17 protein-coding genes are annotated in these 17,723 nt (G+C 66.4%); 10 read left to right on the forward strand and 7 right to left on the reverse strand.

The window, feature by feature from the left end:
- Positions 1 to 44 precede the first annotated feature (44 nt).
- The 3 genes from E9536_RS14670 to E9536_RS14680 all read left to right on the forward strand — a co-directional run bounded on the left by E9536_RS14670 (position 45) and on the right by E9536_RS14680 (position 2,496).
- Positions 45 to 971, forward strand: a complete 927-nt coding sequence (locus E9536_RS14670) for a LysR family transcriptional regulator (RefSeq protein WP_059489708.1) — start codon at positions 45 to 47, stop codon at positions 969 to 971.
- An 89-nt stretch (positions 972 to 1,060) separates the two neighbouring features.
- Positions 1,061 to 1,693 carry a GTP cyclohydrolase I FolE gene (gene folE / locus E9536_RS14675; RefSeq protein WP_021157584.1) on the forward strand — a complete coding sequence of 211 codons (633 nt, stop codon included), beginning with the start codon at positions 1,061 to 1,063 and terminating at the stop codon, positions 1,691 to 1,693.
- Complete coding sequence (locus E9536_RS14680) at positions 1,693 to 2,496, forward strand: SDR family oxidoreductase (protein ID WP_136470077.1); 804 nt, start codon at positions 1,693 to 1,695, stop codon at positions 2,494 to 2,496. The genes folE and E9536_RS14680 overlap by 1 nt, the downstream gene beginning before the upstream one ends.
- 42 nt (positions 2,497 to 2,538) lie before the next feature.
- Here the strand turns inward: E9536_RS14680 and epsC are convergent, their stop codons facing one another.
- Positions 2,539 to 3,459: a serine O-acetyltransferase EpsC gene (gene epsC / locus E9536_RS14685; RefSeq protein WP_021157582.1), complete on the reverse strand. Its 921-nt coding sequence runs from the start codon at positions 3,457 to 3,459 to the stop codon at positions 2,539 to 2,541.
- 137 nt (positions 3,460 to 3,596) lie between these two features.
- Entirely contained in the window at positions 3,597 to 3,830 is a 234-nt protein-coding gene (locus E9536_RS14690) for a hypothetical protein (protein WP_011356723.1), read from the reverse strand.
- A 278-nt stretch (positions 3,831 to 4,108) separates the two neighbouring features.
- Here E9536_RS14690 and E9536_RS14695 point away from each other — a divergent pair, with 278 nt between their 5' ends.
- The 3 genes from E9536_RS14695 (at position 4,109) to fnr (ending at position 6,420) form a co-directional block, all read left to right on the forward strand.
- Entirely contained in the window at positions 4,109 to 4,519 is a 411-nt protein-coding gene (locus E9536_RS14695; protein WP_059684808.1) for a DUF3005 domain-containing protein, read from the forward strand.
- A gap of 583 nt (positions 4,520 to 5,102) precedes the next feature.
- Entirely contained in the window at positions 5,103 to 5,570 is a 468-nt protein-coding gene (locus E9536_RS14700; RefSeq protein ID WP_136470078.1) for a universal stress protein, read from the forward strand.
- 103 nt (positions 5,571 to 5,673) lie between these two features.
- A complete protein-coding gene (gene fnr / locus E9536_RS14705; protein ID WP_059523493.1) occupies positions 5,674 to 6,420 on the forward strand; it encodes a fumarate/nitrate reduction transcriptional regulator Fnr in 747 nt (248 codons plus the stop codon).
- A gap of 56 nt (positions 6,421 to 6,476) precedes the next feature.
- Here the strand turns inward: fnr and E9536_RS14710 are convergent, their stop codons facing one another.
- Positions 6,477 to 7,370 (reverse strand): LysR family transcriptional regulator ArgP, encoded by an 894-nt coding sequence (locus tag E9536_RS14710; RefSeq protein WP_039344521.1) that lies wholly within the window; start codon positions 7,368 to 7,370, stop codon positions 6,477 to 6,479.
- 110 nt (positions 7,371 to 7,480) lie between these two features.
- Here E9536_RS14710 and E9536_RS14715 point away from each other — a divergent pair, with 110 nt between their 5' ends.
- Entirely contained in the window at positions 7,481 to 8,101 is a 621-nt protein-coding gene (locus tag E9536_RS14715) for a LysE/ArgO family amino acid transporter (RefSeq protein ID WP_021157577.1), read from the forward strand.
- Positions 8,102 to 8,164: 63 nt separating this feature from the next.
- Here E9536_RS14715 and E9536_RS14720 read toward each other — a convergent pair whose 3' ends face one another.
- From E9536_RS14720 to E9536_RS14735, 4 genes are read right to left on the reverse strand one after another with little or no spacing between them, the layout of a single operon-like run.
- The gene (locus tag E9536_RS14720) at positions 8,165 to 9,889 is read right to left on the reverse strand and encodes a DUF2235 domain-containing protein (RefSeq protein ID WP_060193151.1); all 1,725 of its coding nucleotides are present in this window, start codon (positions 9,887 to 9,889) and stop codon (positions 8,165 to 8,167) included.
- 36 nt (positions 9,890 to 9,925) lie between these two features.
- Positions 9,926 to 10,603 (reverse strand): DUF3304 domain-containing protein, encoded by a 678-nt coding sequence (locus tag E9536_RS14725; RefSeq protein ID WP_027790106.1) that lies wholly within the window; start codon positions 10,601 to 10,603, stop codon positions 9,926 to 9,928.
- A gap of 56 nt (positions 10,604 to 10,659) precedes the next feature.
- Positions 10,660 to 11,565 carry a DUF4123 domain-containing protein gene (locus tag E9536_RS14730; protein ID WP_059699212.1) on the reverse strand — a complete coding sequence of 302 codons (906 nt, stop codon included), beginning with the start codon at positions 11,563 to 11,565 and terminating at the stop codon, positions 10,660 to 10,662.
- A 13-nt stretch (positions 11,566 to 11,578) separates the two neighbouring features.
- Positions 11,579 to 14,029, reverse strand: a complete 2,451-nt coding sequence (locus tag E9536_RS14735) for a type VI secretion system Vgr family protein (protein WP_244105390.1) — start codon at positions 14,027 to 14,029, stop codon at positions 11,579 to 11,581.
- A gap of 409 nt (positions 14,030 to 14,438) precedes the next feature.
- On the opposite strand from E9536_RS14735, the gene E9536_RS14740 reads away from it, so the two are divergent.
- The 3 genes from E9536_RS14740 (at position 14,439) to E9536_RS14750 (ending at position 17,579) form a co-directional block, all read left to right on the forward strand.
- Entirely contained in the window at positions 14,439 to 15,386 is a 948-nt protein-coding gene (locus tag E9536_RS14740; RefSeq protein WP_136470080.1) for an aldo/keto reductase, read from the forward strand.
- A 220-nt stretch (positions 15,387 to 15,606) separates the two neighbouring features.
- Complete coding sequence (locus E9536_RS14745; RefSeq protein WP_211097463.1) at positions 15,607 to 16,395, forward strand: hypothetical protein; 789 nt, start codon at positions 15,607 to 15,609, stop codon at positions 16,393 to 16,395.
- A 203-nt stretch (positions 16,396 to 16,598) separates the two neighbouring features.
- Positions 16,599 to 17,579, forward strand: coding sequence for a helix-turn-helix domain-containing protein (locus E9536_RS14750; RefSeq protein ID WP_027790110.1), 981 nt, complete (start codon positions 16,599 to 16,601; stop codon positions 17,577 to 17,579).
- The last annotated feature ends 144 nt before the right edge of the window (positions 17,580 to 17,723 follow it).

The raw sequence follows: 17,723 nt of genomic DNA on the forward strand, positions 1-17,723 counted from the left end.
TTCAGGAGATATGTTGTATACGTTTTCAAGATACTGGCCTGGCGATGGAAGCGCTCGATCTGAACCTCATTCCCTACCTCGTCGCGCTCGACGACACGCGCAACGTGAGCCGTGCCGGCGACCTGCTCGGCGTCAGCCAGCCGCGCGTGAGCACGGCGCTCGGCCGGCTGCGCGAGTACTTCGGCGATCCGCTGTTCGTGCGCACGTCGCGCGGGATGGAACCGACGCCGCGCGCGCTCGCGCTGCTGCCGGCCGCCCGCGACGCGCTCGCGCAGATCGAGCGCGGCCTCGTCGCGCCGCACGACTTCGACCCGGCCGCGAGCACGCATACGTTCTCGATCGCGCTGTCGGACGTGGGCGAGATCGTGTTCCTGCCGAAGCTGCTGCAGGCGTTCGCGATGCGGGCGCCGCACGCGAACCTGCGCTCCGTCTCGCTCGCGCACGACGAAGTCGGTCGCGGCCTCGAAGCCGGGTCGATCGATCTCGCGGTCGGCTACTTCCCCGATCTCGACGGCAACAACTTCTTCCAGCAGCGGCTGTTCACGCACCGGTTCGTCTGCCTGATGCGGCGCGGCCATCCGTTCGAACAGGCGCCGCCGTTCACGGTCGAACAGTTCCTCACCTGCGGGCACGCGGTAGTGCGTGCCGAAGGGCGCAGCCAGGAGGTGCTCGAGAAATATCTCGCGAAGCAGCGCATGCAGCGCCGCGCGGTGCTCGAGACGCCGCATTTCATGAGCCTGCCGTTCATCCTGAGCCGCACCGACCTGATCGCGACGGTGCCGCATGCGATCGGCTATGCGTATGCAGCCGAGCACGCGTTCATCGTGCCCGTCGAGCCGCCGCTCGCCCTGCCGCGCTTCGACCTGAAGCAGCACTGGCATCGCAAGTACCACAACGATCCGCGCACGGCGTGGCTGCGCGGCGTCGTCGCGTCGCTGTTCAACGACGAGCAGGACGAATGGCCGAAGTGAGTGCCGGGCCTCGCACGCGACCTGCGAAAGCATGAAACAATGCCCGGATTCCGCGCCGCCCCGGCGGCGGCATTCGATGGAGCAGATAGATGGCTAAAAAGAAGTCCGCGCGGCCCGAGCCGGCCGCATCCCGTCCGAGCCGCGAAGAAGCGGAAGACGCCGTTCGCGTGCTGTTGCGCTGGGCGGGCGACGATCCCGCACGCGAAGGCCTGATCGACACGCCCGCGCGCGTCGTGCGCGCCTACGAGCAGTTCTTCGCCGGTTACGCGCTGGAGCCGCGCGACATCCTCGCGCGCACGTTCAGCGAAGTCGACGGCTACGACGAAATGATCGTGCTGAAGGACATCCGCTTCGAGAGCTACTGCGAGCACCACATGGTGCCGATCATCGGCCGCGCGCACGTCGCGTATCTGCCGAACCATCGCGTGGTCGGCATCTCGAAACTCGCGCGCCTCGTCGACGCGTTCGCGAAGCGCCTGCAGATCCAGGAAAAGATGACCGTGCAGATCGCCGACACGCTGTTCGACGTGCTGCAGCCGAAGGGCGTCGGCGTGATCCTCGAAGCCGCGCACCAGTGCATCTCGACGCGCGGCGTGCACAAGCCGGGCGTCGAGATGGTGACGTCGCGCATGCTCGGCACGTTCCGCACCGATCCGTCGACGCGGCGCGAATTCCTGTCGATCGTCGCGAATCCTTCTTCAGTCAACCTGACGAATACGTAATGGAGTCGACGAAGCAAACGGCGCACGCGCCCGTCGTGCTCGTGACCGGCGCCGCGCGCCGGGCCGGGCGCGCGTTCGCCGAGTATTTCGCCGCGCACGGCTATCGCACCGCGGTGCACTACGACCGTTCGGCCGATGCGGCGCAGGCAGCGGCCCGCACGATCGCCGAGCGCGGGCATGATTCGGTTGCGTTGCAGGCTGACCTGTCGGATGCCGAACAGATCACCGCGCTGATCGACCAGGTGTATGCGCGCTTCGGGCGCCTCGACGTGCTCGTCAACAACGCGTCGGTATTCTGGCAGGATCATTTCCCGAGCTTCGACCTCGCGGCGTTCGACCAGGCGTGGGCCGTCAACTGCCGCGCGCCGATCCTGCTCACGCGCGCGTTCTACGAACGGGCCCGCGCGGCCGGTACGCAGGGTGTCGTCGTGAACGTGGTCGACCAGAAGATCAAGGAAAACTTTCACCGCGACCATTTCAGCTATACGGTCGCGAAGGCCGCGCTCGGCAACCTTACGCAGATGCTCGCGCTGTCGTCCGCGCCGGTGCTGCGCGTGAACGCGGTGTTCCCCGGGCTGATGCTGCCGAGCGACGACCAGACGCAGGCCGACTTCGAACACGCGAGCCGCGCATCGACGCCGCTCGCGCGCATCGCGGGGCCCGACGACGTCGCGAGCGCGATCCTGATGCTGACGGGCAACGCGTACAACGGCGTGGATTTCGTCGTCGATGCGGGGCAGAACCTGATCCGCGTCGACCAGGACGTGCTGTACAAGCACCGCGCGCCCGACAGCAAGCACTGACCGACGCGCGCGGCAGCAGGCAGCCGGTGCCCGCGCGCCGCGTTACGGCTTCTCGGTGCTCCCGCCTTCGCGAACCTTGCCCTGCGCGACGCTCGTGCCGGGCGGCACGCTGTGCGTGAGCCACACGTTGCCGCCAATCACCGAACCGCGCCCGATCGTCACGCGGCCGAGAATCGTCGCGCCCGCGTAGATCACCACGTCGTCCTCGACGATCGGGTGCCGTGCGTTGCCCTTGACCAGCGCACCGTCGCCATCGGCCGGAAAGCTTTTCGCGCCGAGCGTGACGGCCTGGTACACGCGCACGCGCTCGCCGATGATCGCCGTCTCGCCGATCACGACACCCGTGCCGTGGTCGATGAAGAAGCTCGGGCCGATCTGCGCGCCCGGGTGGATGTCGATGCCGGTGGCCGAATGGGCGATTTCATTGATGAATCGCGCAAGCAGCGGTACGCCAAGCTGGTGCAGCGCGTGTGCGAGCCGGTGGTGCATCATCGCCAGCACGCCGGGGTAGCACAGCAGGATCTCGGTGATGTGCTGCGCGGCCGGATCGCCCGCATAGGCGGCCTGGATATCGCTGACGAGCAGCGCGCGGACCGCCGGCAACTGCCGGCCAAATTCGCGCGCGATCTCGAACGCGCGTTCGTCGAGCTCGGCGAACGGCGTATCGGCATGTTCGGGCAGGAACGGCAGCGCGCGGCGGATCTGTTCGGACAGGATGCGCAGCGTGCTTTCGAGCGTGTGACCGACGTAGAAATCGACGCTTTCGTCGGTCAGATCCGGTGCGCCGTAGTGCGTCGGAAACATCGACGCGCGCAGGCCGGTCACAATCTTGCAGATCGCATCGCGTGACGGCAGTTCGCGGATGCCGCGCGGATGGCGCGTGCGATGGAGTTCCTCGCGCGACTCACGCAAGCCGGCGACGATTTCTTCCAGGCCCCACTGACGGGCGGGTGATGTCGACATATATCAATGCAGGCGGCCGCGCTCGGTCGCACGGCCGCTAATAAAGTGACGGGTTCCGCAAGATTACCGCGTTTTGTGCCCGGCAGCGGCACGCCGGGGATCGGCCGGACGGCCGAGGGCACCGAATCGCGGCGGCGTCAGATCGTGATGCTGCTGGCGTCGATCCATCGCACGGCCCAGTCGCGCGCGTGCGCGATCGCGTCGCCTTCGTCGTTGAACTGGAGCTCGATCGGGAAAAAGCGGTTCGCAACGAGCTCCCCGTCGCTCGATCGGGAGATCACGACATAGGGCTTGAACGAACCGTCGCTGGCACGCGCGGGTGCACAGTTCAACAGATAACCGCGGTGCGTGAAGGCAGTAGTCGCTTGCATGAATCCGCCACCTCTAGTCCCTTGCTTTGTTGTTCACTGCCCGTCTTTAAGGGTGCTGCAGCGCCCCGGCGCGGGCAGAGGCGGCGCGACTCAATCCCCTGTCGCCGCTTCGCAGGAAAAGAATCATACTCTGTAGAAAACGCGTCTTCTAGCTGAAATAAATCACGACAAATCAGTGCGCGTCGCGCGACCGCGGCGATCGCCCGCGCGCCTTTTCCCGTCATGTCCGGAACGGGATTTGCTTCGATCCGGAACGCTTCGCCGCGAGGAGAGCCGCGATGGAATCATCCGGTCAAACCGAGCGCTTGCGCCCACGCAGCATCGAGCTCGACAACGACGACACGCACGACAGCACGGTCGACACCGACGGCAAGAACCGCGAGGCGTCGCGTCTCGCCGGCGGCGGGCCGATCTCGCCCGACCAGATCACGCGCAGCAACGCGTCGCTCGTCAATGCGATGCCGGAAGCCGGCGACGGCTTCGCCGGGTTCGACAGCCGCCCCGGCGGCAACCATCCGGCGTTCGCGCTGCGTGCCGGATACATGGTGATCGAGAAAGGCTTCGACGCACCGCCGGCGATGAGCGATGCGCCGTTCGGCCCCGTCCACCGGATGTACGGCAGCACGTACTGGCCCGGCCACCAGCGGCGGCCGGAGCGCGTATTCGAGCTGACGGCCGTCCCGAGATAGCCGGCGCAGCGTTTGAATCGATCGTTCGTTTGCCAACCGGTATCGGCCGACAGCCGATGGCCGAGGATCGGCGCACGCGACGGTGCGCCGACCATGGGCCGGCAACCGCGCGATGCAGGAACGAACGATTCCGCGCGACGGCGCCGGCGGTCTCATGCACGCCGTGAATCGCGCCGATGCAGATGCGTTGATCGAGGTCATGTCGAAACGGCACGATTGCGATTGAATGGCGATGCGGGCGATGCATCCGCGTGACCGTCGCGCGGTGTCGCTTCGATCGGCGCGCGTGGCGATGCACATGCATGCGCATGCGCCGCGCGCGACAACGCTGCCCGCGCATGCGTTTCCACCGACGATGCGGACGACGGCGGCGGCCACGCCGCACGACACGTCCCGCACGTCACTGCATGCACCCCGTGCATGGCGTGCGCCGCAAAATCGGAGGCGGCACCGCCGCGCGGCACGACCGGCACCTCGCTGCAAAGTCCCGGCCATTGGTTTACCCTGCCTCGCAGCATCTCGCATCGCCCAGCCCGATCGGCCATCCGGCCGACTTCGTTTCAACCCGCCACTCGGAGACACTATGTACAAGCGTATTCTGGTTGCCGTCGACGGCAGCGACACGTCCCGCCATGCGTTCGATGCCGCGCTGGCGCTCGCGAAATCGCACGGCGCCGAGCTGCAACCGTTCTACGTCGTCGAGAACGCCGCGATCTACTACAACGTGCCCGGCTACGATCCGTCCGTGCTGCGCGACCAGCTCGTCGCGCAGGGCGACGCGCTCGCGAAGGATTTCGCGACGCTGATGCAGGCAGCGGGCGTGAAGGGCGAGACGCGGCTGAGCGAAGCGACGTCGCTCAACGACGTATCGTCGCTGATCCTGGACGGCGCGAAAGCGTTCGGCGCCGATCTGCTGGTGCTCGGCACGCACGGCCGCCGCGGGTTCCGCCGTCTCGTGCTCGGCAGCATCGCCGAGCAATGCGTGCGCCACGCGACGCTGCCCGTGCTGCTGATCCCGGCGGCCGCCAACGTCGACGAGACGGCCGCGTGAACGGCGTTCGGCATACGCGGCCGGTCGCGACGTTTTGTCACCCGACAGCGGCAAGTTGCGGTGGGACAATGATTCCGTCGATTCAACGCCGGAGTAAACGATCATGCTGACGCCCGTCGCCACACGTCCCGCCGCCACGCCTCATGCCGGTAGCTGGGCGCCTCGCCAGGCCGCACACTGCTCGACGTGCGCGATGCGGCACCTGTGCATGCCGCAGGGGCTGGCGCCCGAAGCGCTCAGTCGCCTCGAATCGGTCATCTGCGCGGCGCGTCCCGTCAAGCGCGGCGAAGCGTTGTTCCGCGAAGGCGACGCATTCGACAACCTGTACGCGGTGCGCTCGGGTTCGCTGAAAACCGTCGCGACGCGCCACGACGGCCGCGAGCAGGTCACCGGCCTGCATCTCGCCGGCGAAGCGCTCGGCCTCGACGGCATCTGCGACGACACGCATCCGCGCACCGCGGTCGCGCTGGAAGACAGCTCCGTCTGCGTGATTCCGTACAGCGCACTCAAGGCATTGTGCTCGGAAGCCGGTTCGATGCAGTTGCGCATGCACAAGCTGATGAGCGAACAGATCGTGCGCGAAACGTCGCAAACGATGCTGCTCGGTTCGCTGAACGCCGAAGAGCGCGTCGCCGCGTTCCTGCTCGACGTATCGTCGCGTTACCTGAAGCGCGGCTACTCGCCGTCGGAATTCAACCTGCGGATGACGCGCGAAGATATCGGCAGCTACCTCGGCATGACGCTCGAAACGGTCAGCCGCACGCTGTCGAAATTCCAGAAGCGCGGCCTGATCGAAATGCAGGGCCGCCACGTCCAGATCGTCGATTTCGACGGCCTGCACCACGTCTGACGTGATCCCGCACGGCGCGCATCTCGCGCGCCGCGCCGCCCGCGTCACGCGACCGGTCAATCGAGGAACAGCGCGGCGCGCGCCTTCAGCGCCGCGCTGAAATCGTCGAGCCAGCCGATCGACAAACGCCAGCTCTGCCAGTAAAGGTCGATATCGATCGTTCGCCCGCGCGACATATCGACCAGTTCACCCGCCGCCAGCTGGCGATCGACCATCCGGTCCGGACACATCCCCCATCCCAATCCCGTCTCGCATGCGCGCAGATAGCCCGCGACGTGCGGTATCCAGTGCTGCGGCGGATCGAGATCCGCGCGCGTCACGCGCCGGATGAAACGCGCCTGCAGCCCGTCCTTCGGATTGAACATCACACACGGCGCACGACGCAGTGCATCGCGGGTAATGCCCGCGCCGAAGTAGCGTTCGTAAAACGCCGGCGAGCATACCGCGCGATAGCGGATCCGCCCGAGCCGCTCCGATCGGCACCCCTGGATCGGTTCGGCCTGCGCGGTCACGGCGCCCTGCACGCTGCCGTCGCGAATACGCGACGCCGTGTAATCCTGATCGTCGATCACGAGATCGAGCAACGTTTCGCGCTCCGTGCAGAACGGCCCGACCGCGTCGATGAACCACGTCGCGACGCTGTCGTCGTTGACGGCCACGCGCAACGTCGGCCATGCGCTCGCGATCTGGCCCGGCAGTGCCGGCATCCGCCCGCCCAGCTCGGCCTCGAGCAGCTGCACGCGCTCGGTGTGACGGCACAGCAGCGCACCCGACGTCGTCGCGACGCACGGCTGCCCGCGCTTGACGAGCACGCTTCCGACCCGCTCCTCCAGCAATTTCACGCGCTGCGACACGGCCGACGGCGTGACATTCAGCTCCTTGGCCGCACGCTCGAACGAACCGTGCCGGATCACCGCCGCGAGGGCATCGAGCAACGCGTAGTCGAGCATTAGATTTCCTTAATCTGCATTAGGTGATTTAGCTTCTCTTATTTTCATGCTGACCGCAGACTAGCGCTACCCGATTCATCCGTCTACTGCTTCTCCTGCTGTCATCCATCATGAACTGGCTCGCTTTTTCCCACGGCGCCGCGCTCTGCGGGTCGCTCATCGTCACCATCGGCGCGCAGAACGCATTCGTGCTGCGGCAGGGCATCATGCGCTCTCACGTCGGCAAGATCGTGCTGCTGTGCGCACTGTCCGACATGATCCTGATCGGCGCAGGCGTCGGCGGCGCATCGGCGCTCGTCGAACGCTATCCGACCTTCGTCCATGCGGTGCTGTATGTGGGGCTCGCCTATCTCGCGTGGTTCGGCATCAACGCGCTGCGCCGCGCGTTCAAGCCGGGCCATGAAACGCTCGACGTGCGCGGCGATGCGGTCGCCCCGCCGCCGCAGAGCGGGCTCGCGATCGTGCTGATGACGCTCGCGTTCACGTGGCTCAACCCGCACGTGTATCTCGACACGTTCCTGCTGATCGGCACGGCCGGCGCGCGTGAACCGGAAGGCGCGCGGCTCGCGTTCGCGATCGGCGCGATGTCGGTCAGCGTCGTGTGGTTCCTCGGGCTCGGCTATGGGGCACGATTGCTCGCGCCGTGGTTCCGCAAGGCCGTTGCGTGGCGCGTGCTGGACGGCGCGATCGGCAGCATGGTGCTGTTTCTCGCGGCCGTGCAGTTGCGGTAGGGAGGGGAGCGTCGCGGCAGATGCGGTCTGCCGCGACGTGAGGTCAGCCGGTCGCGATCGGCGTCAGGCCGCCGATGTCGTGTCGGGCAGCGTGCCGCCGATGGGCTGGTTGCTGGCCAGTTGGGGTTCGTCGGCGGCCATCGGATCCTGCTGCTTGGCCGGATCGGCCTTGGCGAGTTGCGTGGCGGCCTGCTCGGCCTTGTCGCCCTCGTAGCGCCAGTACAGGAACTTCTTGCCGCGCTTGCCCATGAAGTACTGGCGGTTGACCGTCCAGCGGCTCAATTCCGCAGCGCCGACGTAGCCGTCTTCCATCTGCTTCTTGAAACCTGCAATCGAATCGTGCACATAGTGGTCGAAGAACTTGTCGAACGCCGCGCGCGTCGCTGGATCGAGGCTACCCAGCCAGTTGCCGGCAACCCGGACGGCCGCGTCGATGGCTTTTTCCTGTTCCGAAACAGAGACAGTCAGGTATCCGCCGTTTGCGTGACGCAAGCGATCCGTATCTTCATTCCACTCGCGATCGGTAATGACCATATGATCGTCCACGCCACCGGGTGGCTTCAGACGGCCGTCCTTCAGGCGTCGGCTTCTGCTGGCGCGCCACTGATAATAGCGGTTCATGTGCCAAATGACCTGCGCCTCGAGCCTGTCGCTGTTCGGCGCCACGCCCGCACTTTTGCCGCCCCCCTGACCCATGTAGACATTCCATGCGGCCTCCAGCTCCTTGGAAATCTCGAACTGTTGCCCGGCGTCCGCAAGCAGTTCCTTTGGTGAACGAAACGGGACGCCGGCCTTCCATGCTTCGATATAGAGATTGTTCAGCGCAACGTTGGCCAACTCGTTGGTTCGACCTTCCTGGTAGTTGTGCTCGTAACCACCGCCCACGTCCGAGTGCATGCCAGGGTAGTACACCTCGCGGCAGTTCGCGGGAATCTTCTGGTCTTCCCGCACCGAGTCACCGGGGAATTTTTCCCGCACCTCCTGCGACGCCACATAGTGAACACATTGCCGCACGTAGCCCGGAATGCGAATATCGTTCGCCCATTCCGCGTGACCGCCTTTGTCGATGTAGTAGAGGTAACCGCCGGCGAGCGGTCCGAAAAAAATGGTAGCGATGGCCGGTCCCGCAGCCTCGACACGGCTGCCGCCGAAGCCCGTTGACGAAACCGTATCAAGAATTCCAAGGAAATAGACGACCACTTCGGGGCGATGCCCCTTCATGTTCTTCTTGTTCCACCAAAGCCTCCCGCCGATATTCTCGGCGAGTTGCTCGGTCAGCATGCGAACGAAGGCACGCGCTTCCGTCGCGCCCCGCGAGAAACCGAATACGGCCAGGTTGATCTGGCTCACAGCGGGCATGTGGCCGGTGACATGCCTGTCGAGTTCGTTGAGCATCCATCGGATGCGCAACTCGCCTTTTCTCGCGGCAGCCATACCGAGTGCGTTGTCGAGACCTTTTCCGGTATCTCCTACTTTGTCGCACGGCGTGCCGACACCTTCGACATAGCGTGCAACAGTCCGGGGGAACGCGTTGTCTTCAGCATGCGCAAACCGCCAGAGCTTCGCGATATTGCTGTACTTGGTCAGCTTGACATCCTTCAAACCACGGCCGTCCAGGTCGAAGTTGTTGCCCGTTCCGTCGAAGAATGCCGTGAACCACACGGGCTTCGGGCACTCCTTGCATTGCTCGATCAGCAGCGGATCAAGAATTTCTCGCTGGGCACTGCGGATGGCGTCCTCGGCGGGGGTGAGATCCGAGATGCGTCTGACAATGGGGGGATTGCTCACGGCAGTTTCGCTCCTGTTTCGGCAATGTGCCCAGCGTCAGTTCCATTGGGCCGGCTTCTTGCGCCCATAGAACGGATTGGGAATTTCCTTCAGGCAGGCACGACCGGTCAGCTTGCGCTGCTCGTCGCGCATTGAAAGCGCCACCTTCGGGACTGGGCCATCGACGTGGAAGTCCATATCACCTTCCACACGGCCATCGGGGAAGAAGTGCAACACGATACCGCCGCTCTTGCCCTTCACGGGCGGGCGCGTGATCGTGATCTCGCCTTCGCACCATGCCATCCCGGGTCGGGTTTCTCGATGCGTGTACTCGTCGTAATCGGGGGACGAAGCTTCCAATGCGCGCTTGTCGACCACGCGCTCCCACCACACTTTGAACTTGCGAGGCGTGGTCCATCGCAAATCCCATGCGAGGCTCGGTCTTTGCCCGCCGCCGCCTGTCCAGCGTGTCGCGCTCCGCGGCGTCGCGCTCTTCCCATCGGCGCTCGCCGCATCGTCGAGGCTGTTCTTGTCCGGCGGCAGGAGGTAAACGCCGTAGATATCGTAATCCGTATAGTTGAAAGACCCCGCCGTTATGACGTCGTAATTCGGGTCATTCCACTTGCTCGCGTCGCCGGGGGCCAGGCTTTCCTTTTCAGCATCGCCCGTGGTTTTGCTGCACGCAGCCGTGGAAAAGACCATCACGGACAGCAAGCTGATCCAGCAGCGGTTCATATTGAACTTCCTTCTCTTCCAGTCGATTTCATTCGAGTCGCGTCGCGCACGCGCCATCACGCGGCCGCTTCCTGCATGCGCCGCCAGTCTTCCGCCGGCACCAGCGCCAGTGCCTCCGGAAACGCCTGCCCCTGCGCCACCGCGTCGAACACGGCGGCCATCGCCGGATCCTCGTCGAAGCGCGCGCCGTACCGCAACGCCAGTTCGCAATAGATCAGCAGCGACGCCGCGCTGTCGGCGCCGTGCGCGCGGCAGCGCGCCAGTTGATCGCGCACGAAGCCGTAGTGCTGTGCGGCCGGCAACGACGCGAGCAGCGCGGGCTTTTCGGTACGCAGCCGCTCGAGCATCGTGTACGGATAGCAGGCGGCGAGCAGATCGTCTTCCTGAGCCTGGGTCAACTGCAGCGGAAATTCGGCGGCCTGCCTGACGTTGGCGGGCGCGGCGATGTCCGCCGTCCGGAGCTGCAGCGAGGTATCGCGGTGAATCCAGTGCCGCACGCCCTGCGCCAGATACGCGCGATGCGCGGCGGGCAGCATGTCGAGCCAGAACGGCAGCACGCGCGGATCGAAGAAGCGCATCAGCATCACGCTCTCCATCTGCTCGAGCTGGACGTCCACCATCGGCGCCAGATGCGCGGCCAGTCGCTCGAGCGACAGCGGCGACACGAGCACGCTCGCTGCCGGCCACGGAATGCTGCGCGGCTCGATCGCGTCCGCGGCATCGGCACCGTCGGCGCCGGGCTGCCATTCGAACAGCAGCGGCCCGACGATTCTCGCCTCGTCGTCGGCGGCGTCGTCGAGCAGCGAGGCCGCGACGAACGCGGGCCACGACGCCTTGTCATCGTCCGGCAAGGTATCGAGCAATGCGCCATCGATCAGGACGTAAGCGCGCAGCCCGTCCTGCGACGACAGCGCCGCCTGCAACGCGTCGGCCGCCTGCGCGGCAATCAGGTCATTCGTCATGCGCTGCCCTGCCTCACGCCTTGGCCGCGAACGGCGACGCCATCGATGCCGCGTTGACCATGCACGGCGCGCACGCCGTGCCCGGGAACGCGCGCGCGGGCACCGGCAGGCTGTCCGGCCCCATGAATGTATGCGACGCGGCATGCGCGGTGAATTCGCCCTTGGTCCCGTGCACGATGCCGCTGCCGTTCCAGCGCGTATAGCTGGTGCCGCCGTTGATCAGGACTTCTTCCTTCGCGGTGATGGTGATGCGGTTCGCATCGACCTTCACGTCCAGCTTGGCCAGCACGTTGATGCTGTCCTTCAGCGCCTGGATGTCGATGTCGGCGGCGGCGGCCACGAGCCGGATGCCTTTTTCGAACGCGGCGACGCGCACGGCCTCCTGCGCGCTGACCAGCATGCTCTTGCCCGCGCCGATGCTCGTATGGGCGCCGCTCGTCAACGCGACGTGCTGGTCGCTCGCGACATGGGTCGACCCCGTCGTCGTGGCCAGGATCCCGGCCGGGCTGGCGAGTGCGAGAAACGGCTGCGCGAACTCCGGAAACTCGCCTTGCTGAGGATTGCCGCCGGTGCCTCTCAGGCCGTCGTTCTGCGTGCGAAGCGCCTGATGGACGGCATCCTGGTCGCCGGACTCCTGCGCCTTCACGTCGTGCGCGGAACCCGACAACGATTCGTGCAGGTCGTGCGCCCTGTCGAGGCGCGCGACGGTTTCGTCGATGTCCGTCGCATGGGCGCGCGCGTCGTAGCGCGCTTCGCTGGTCACCAACAGGCCCTTGGCCGCCCGAACCGCACCGTGCGCGTCGGTCCGCAACTCGAACCCGCGCGCGCGCTGATCGGTGCGCCCCTGCGTATTGTCGATGCGGACGTTGTGTCCCAGGGTCAGTTCGCTGGCGTCGGTATCGCTGCGCAGCTTCAACTGGAGCTGCTGCGGCGTGTCGTCGAGCAGCACGTGGTTCGAGCGGCCGCCCGCCGCGTTACCGGCGTCGCCCGACAGCTCGCGGCTGCGCAGCCCCGTCAACACCTGCTGGTCGGGCAGCGCCCATGGCGGCATCCGTTCCGCGTTGTATGTGGTACCCGCCACGATCGGCCGGTCGGGATTGCCGTCGAGGCACATCACGACCACCTCGCTGCCCACGCGGGGATGCGCGATCATGCCCTTCTCGCCGCCGGCCCAGCCGGCAGCCACGCGAATCCGTGCGCTGGTCTGCGCCGCACGATCCCAGTGGTAGACGATGCAGACCCGACCGTATTCGTCGACGTCAATGCTGCCGGCGCCCTTCGCGCCCGCGACGGTCGCGGTTTGCGGCGCCAGCACGCGCACAGGCTCGCTGTTGAAGCCACGGCCCGGGCGCCAGGGCGTATGCCGATGGCCCGCGACGAAGCGGTTGCGATACTCGGGCTTGCCGTCCGCCTGCAGGTAGTTGTTCGCTGCTTCGTGACGGGCTTCGAGAATCAGGTACTCGTGATCCTGCGGGCTGCCCGACGCCGCGCTGAAGTGATCGGACAGCTGGAACCAGCGTCCGGGCAGGATGCCGTGATGGTTGCCGGCCGCGTCGAAACGCGTCGCGGCCGCCTCGATCTCCTCCATCCGCACGCGTGCGAGCGCATCGCCGGCGCGCGTCTGTTTCGCGAAACCGTAGTGCCCCACGTATTCGTGATGCTCGACCTGCGGCGCGACGCCCGGCGGATGCAGCGTCGGAATCTGCGCATTGGCCGCATGCGGCGCCTTGAAATCGAACGCGGTCGCGCTGTAACTGCCGGCGGACAGCAACCGCACCGAGGACCATTGCGAAATGGCGTCGGCGGCCATCGGACCGTCGTGCGTCTGGAAACGGATCACGGGCGAGCGACCGTCGACGGCCGGGCACTGCACCGTGCTGTCGTCGCCGACGATCAGCTTCAGGCCTTTCTCGTCGTGCTCCCACCAGTACAGGCACCCGACGGCTTCCAGATGGCGGACGATGTAGTTCCAGTCGCTTTCGCCGAGCCCACCGCCCTGGACGTTCATCGTGCGCGCGGGATCGTCGCCGCGCACGCGCCACTCCCACGACGGCGCGAGCCCCTGGTAATCGGCGAGCAGCGTGCCGATCTGCTGCTGAAGCGATTGGCCGAGGAACAGGCGGTTGTTCACGCGGGTCCGCAGGAAATGGCTCCACGGGCGCAGCACCGCGCGATATTCCGCAATCGAATCGTCGTTGCGGACCAGCGAAAACTCGGTGCAGTAACCGGTGAAATAACGCAGGCCGCCATCGGGGCGCACCATCGACACCGCGAGCAGCTTGCCCAGCATGTCGTCCAGCGTGACGCCGGCCTCGCCGGACAGCAGCGTCAGTTCGAACGTGAAGTCGATCCCGAGCCCCTCGTGCGCGACGAGCCGCTCGACAACCAGCCGCGCCGGACGATGCCGGCCGTACGAGTCGGTGACCGAAGGCGCGTCGTCGTGGGGGAAAGACAGCGTGAGCAAGCGCTTGTCTTGCAGGAAAAACGGAGGGCGAATAAATGCTGCAAGGTCAGCCATGACCGCCTCAGAATGATCTTTCGTTCGAATGGCAGCGGCGCGCTGCCTCCCTATTTTTGGGATGAAAGGATATCGTAGAGCGCGACCAGCGACAACGCTGACACGACCCGGTAATTTCTTCGCCTCTCGCAAGAAATCGGTAACAAATACAATATCTTGCGGCGTACCGGGCGACGCTCGAACGGATGGCGCATCCATGATGATGCCGCTTGATCCGGCATCCCGACACACGGCCTCCGAACACGTCGGTTTGCGTGCTGCAGGAGGAACCTCGTGCTGCGCTTCGCCGTCTCAACGCGACCGGCTTCATCTCCCGCAGTCCAATCCCCTGATCCCGCAGCACCCGGAGAGAAACATGGCACACCGCCCCCTCGGCACATCGAACATCCAGGTTTCGCCGCTCGCGTTCGGCGGCAACGTCTTCGGCTGGACCGTCGACGAGAACACGTCGTTTGCGCTGCTCGACGCGCTCGCCGACACCGGCATCAACTTCATCGACACGGCCGATGTCTACTCGGCCTGGGCCCCCGGCAACAGCGGCGGCGAATCGGAAACGATCATCGGCAAGTGGCTCAAGCGCTCCGGCAAGCGCGAACAGGTCGTGATCTCGACCAAGGTCGGCCTGCTGGCCGCGCGCGCGGGGCTGACGAAAGACAACATCCTGAAAGCCGCCGACGATTCGCTGCGCCGCCTGCAGACCGACTACATCGACCTGTATTTCTCGCACAGCGATCTCGCCGATACAGCCCCGCTCGAGGAAACGCTCGGCGCGTATCAAACGCTGATCGAAGCGGGCAAGGTGCGGATCATCGGCGCATCGAACTACAGCGGCGCGCGGCTGCGCGAAGCCGCCGACATCAGCCAGCGCGACGGCCTGCCCGCGTACCAGGTCATCCAGCCCGAATACAACCTGTTCGATCGTGCGAACTACGAACGCGATCTCGAACCGGTCGTGCGCGACCTGAAGCTCGGCGTCGTCAATTACTACGCGCTCGCGAGCGGCTTCCTGTCGGGCAAGTACCGCAGCGAGGCCGACCTGAAGAAGAGCGTGCGCGGCGACCGCGTCGCCGGCTACCTGAATGAACGCGGGCTGCGCATCCTCGCGGCACTCGATGCGGTAGCCGCGAAACACGGCACGCAGCCGGCCGCGATCGCGCTCGCCTGGCAGATCGCGCGGCCGACAATCACCGCACCGATCGCAAGCGCGACGTCGCTGGCGCAGCTGGAATCGCTCGGCGACGCGATCCGCGTCACGCTCGATCAGGACGACATCCGCCGGATCGACGAGGCCAGCGCGGCCTGAGGTCGTCGGCAGCGGGCCGGTCGACCGGATCGCGCGGCCTGCGCGGTTCCGCGACCGGCGCGTGTCGCGTGCGCGCCCTTGTCACCGCCTGCGCGGAGGCAGCGCATTCGGGTGGGGCGGATGGATACAATGGCGGCGCACGGGCGGCCCGCCGCACGGCTCGACACGGCCGGACCGATATCCGTGACGCCCGGCCCCACACCACGCACAAAAAACGCCCATGCCCCGGAACACCCGTCGCGCCCGCTACGCCTGCCCGTTCGCCGCCATGCTCGCCGTGCCGTTCGCCTGCGCGCCGGCCGCGTCTTATGCAGGCTGGTACGAAGTCGTCAACTACACCGGCACGATCGGCACCGCGCCGGTCCACGTGTCGCTGCAGACCTACGACGCAATCAACCGCAACGACGCGGGCCGCTGGCGCGTCGACGGCAGCTACTACTACGATGCGCATCGCAAGCCGATCCCGTTGCAGGGCCGCCGTGAGCCCGATGGCCGCATGACGCTGTGCGAAGCATCGCCGCCGGCATCGAACGCCGACTCGCCGGTCGTGCCCGCCGCATCGCCGTCGCGGCCGAAGCCCTGCCCGATCGCGCTGAACGTCGCCGGTCAAACGGCAACCGGCACCTGGGACGACGGCCGCAAGACATTACCCGTCACGCTGAATGAAGTCGGGCGACTGAACGACAACGATCAGGATCACATCCGGCTCGACGGCACCGTCGATATTCCGATGTGGTATCGCACGAAGACGCACATGCTGGTCGGCGTCTATGCGCTGTCCGACAAGTGCGGCCTCGCGATGCAGTCGCTGCGGGCCGTGAACATCGCGACGGGCCGCATCGACCGCGCGATCGCGCTCGACTGCGACGCCGGAATGGTGATGACGTCGATCTACGCGAACGTCGCCGACGCGCGGCGGGCCGGCTACGTCAGTGTCGAGTACCGCGGCGGCAAGATGGGCTACGAGCAGGACGTGTCGCTCGGGCTGCCGTCGTCTCCGTCGAAGTAACCCGGCACGACCTAACCCGAAATCGCACACGTGTCTTGACTCACACGGCCGCTTCCCTTGACTCGGCCGGACATCGATCGCGCCTGCGCCCGCCATGCCCCTCTGCAAGGGCGTCACAGGCGTGTCCCGGGTCTTTCACGGATTGACCACGCGCTCCGACGTACCCGAGACTGCGCCGCTCAGGCGGTCATCGGGAGAACGTCATGCCGGACACCAGCACGGAGATCGCCACGATCTCGACGCGCGCCGTGCGCGGCCACGAACGCGTCGACTTCTGGGTCGACCATGTCGCGCGCACGCTCGTGCGGATCGAATGCAGCGGCAAGTCGTCCGAAGGCATCGACGCGACGCTGCGCAAGCGCGATCTCGGGCTGTTCGGCGCCTGCGACATCGTCGCGAACCGGCACGCGGTCGTGCGCACGCCGCACAACATCCATGCGGACCAGCGCGATGCCGTGTTCATCTGCCTGATGCACGCAGGGCAAGGCTATACGTTCCAGGACGTCGACTGCATGCAGCACGGGCCCGGCGACCTCGTGCTCTACGACACGTCGATGCCGTACGGCCACGGTTTTCCCGCCGACATGGCGATGACCGTGCTCGACGTGCCGCGCGACGTGTTCGAGGCGCGCGTCGGCCCGTGGCGCTACCGCAGCCTCGTCAAGATCGACCGTGACGACGGCGTCGCATCGTGGGCCGTGCGGCAGGTATATGCGCTGCTCGCCGCGCCGCAGGAGCCGACGCCCGGTGCGCGCGAACGGCGCGCCGCCGCGATCCTCGATCTCGTGCAGTCGATGCTGCGGCTGCGCGACGGCGACGCGTCGCCGACCAAGTCGACCGTCCACACGCTGTCGCGCGCAAAAGCGTTCATCGACAGCCATCTCGCCGACGACGATCTCGACAGCCAGTCGGTGAGCCGCGCGATCAACCTGTCGCCGCGCCAGCTCGCGCGCGTCTTCGAGATCGAAGGAACGCCGCTCACGCGCTACATCCTTGCGCGGCGGCTCGAACGCTGCCGCGCCGACTTGCGCGACCGGTCGCTGAAGCACCTGACGGTCAGCGAAATCGCGTTCCGCTGGGGCTTCAACAACAGCGCGCACTTCAGCCGCAGCTATCGCGCGCGCTTCGGCGAGACGCCGAGCGAGTCCCGCGCGTCGGCGCCGGCGCCGGCCGACGCGCGGTAGCCCGCCACCGTCCACCCGCCGCCGCGTCCCTGCGAGGCAAACACCCCGTCCGTCCCGGTCAAACGGGGCCGCATGGCGGCCGCTAAGCTGGCTTCCTGCGCGGCGGCACTCGTTTCGCCGCCCGACAGCAAGGAGAAGAAGCGG

This window comes from Burkholderia sp. LS-044 (genome assembly GCF_004803625.1).
GTDB classification, from domain to species: Bacteria; Pseudomonadota; Gammaproteobacteria; order Burkholderiales; family Burkholderiaceae; genus Burkholderia; species Burkholderia cepacia.

Excerpts from the sequence above, each read along its gene's own strand:
- E9536_RS14745 (WP_211097463.1), top strand. The coding sequence starts at position 15,607 with ATGCCCCGGAACACCCGTCGCGCCCGCTACGCCTGCCCGTTCGCCGCC.
- folE (WP_021157584.1), top strand. The coding sequence starts at position 1,061 with ATGGCTAAAAAGAAGTCCGCGCGGCCCGAGCCGGCCGCATCCCGTCCG.
- E9536_RS14715 (WP_021157577.1), top strand. The coding sequence starts at position 7,481 with ATGAACTGGCTCGCTTTTTCCCACGGCGCCGCGCTCTGCGGGTCGCTC.
- E9536_RS14700 (WP_136470078.1), top strand. The coding sequence starts at position 5,103 with ATGTACAAGCGTATTCTGGTTGCCGTCGACGGCAGCGACACGTCCCGC.
- E9536_RS14690 (WP_011356723.1), bottom strand. The coding sequence starts at position 3,830 with ATGCAAGCGACTACTGCCTTCACGCACCGCGGTTATCTGTTGAACTGT.
- E9536_RS14670 (WP_059489708.1), top strand. The coding sequence starts at position 45 with ATGGAAGCGCTCGATCTGAACCTCATTCCCTACCTCGTCGCGCTCGAC.
- E9536_RS14725 (WP_027790106.1), bottom strand. The coding sequence starts at position 10,603 with ATGAACCGCTGCTGGATCAGCTTGCTGTCCGTGATGGTCTTTTCCACG.
- E9536_RS14695 (WP_059684808.1), top strand. The coding sequence starts at position 4,109 with ATGGAATCATCCGGTCAAACCGAGCGCTTGCGCCCACGCAGCATCGAG.
- E9536_RS14740 (WP_136470080.1), top strand. The coding sequence starts at position 14,439 with ATGGCACACCGCCCCCTCGGCACATCGAACATCCAGGTTTCGCCGCTC.
- E9536_RS14730 (WP_059699212.1), bottom strand. The coding sequence starts at position 11,565 with ATGACGAATGACCTGATTGCCGCGCAGGCGGCCGACGCGTTGCAGGCG.
- E9536_RS14680 (WP_136470077.1), top strand. The coding sequence starts at position 1,693 with ATGGAGTCGACGAAGCAAACGGCGCACGCGCCCGTCGTGCTCGTGACC.
- E9536_RS14750 (WP_027790110.1), top strand. The coding sequence starts at position 16,599 with ATGCCGGACACCAGCACGGAGATCGCCACGATCTCGACGCGCGCCGTG.
- epsC (WP_021157582.1), bottom strand. The coding sequence starts at position 3,459 with ATGTCGACATCACCCGCCCGTCAGTGGGGCCTGGAAGAAATCGTCGCC.
- E9536_RS14710 (WP_039344521.1), bottom strand. The coding sequence starts at position 7,370 with ATGCTCGACTACGCGTTGCTCGATGCCCTCGCGGCGGTGATCCGGCAC.
- fnr (WP_059523493.1), top strand. The coding sequence starts at position 5,674 with ATGCTGACGCCCGTCGCCACACGTCCCGCCGCCACGCCTCATGCCGGT.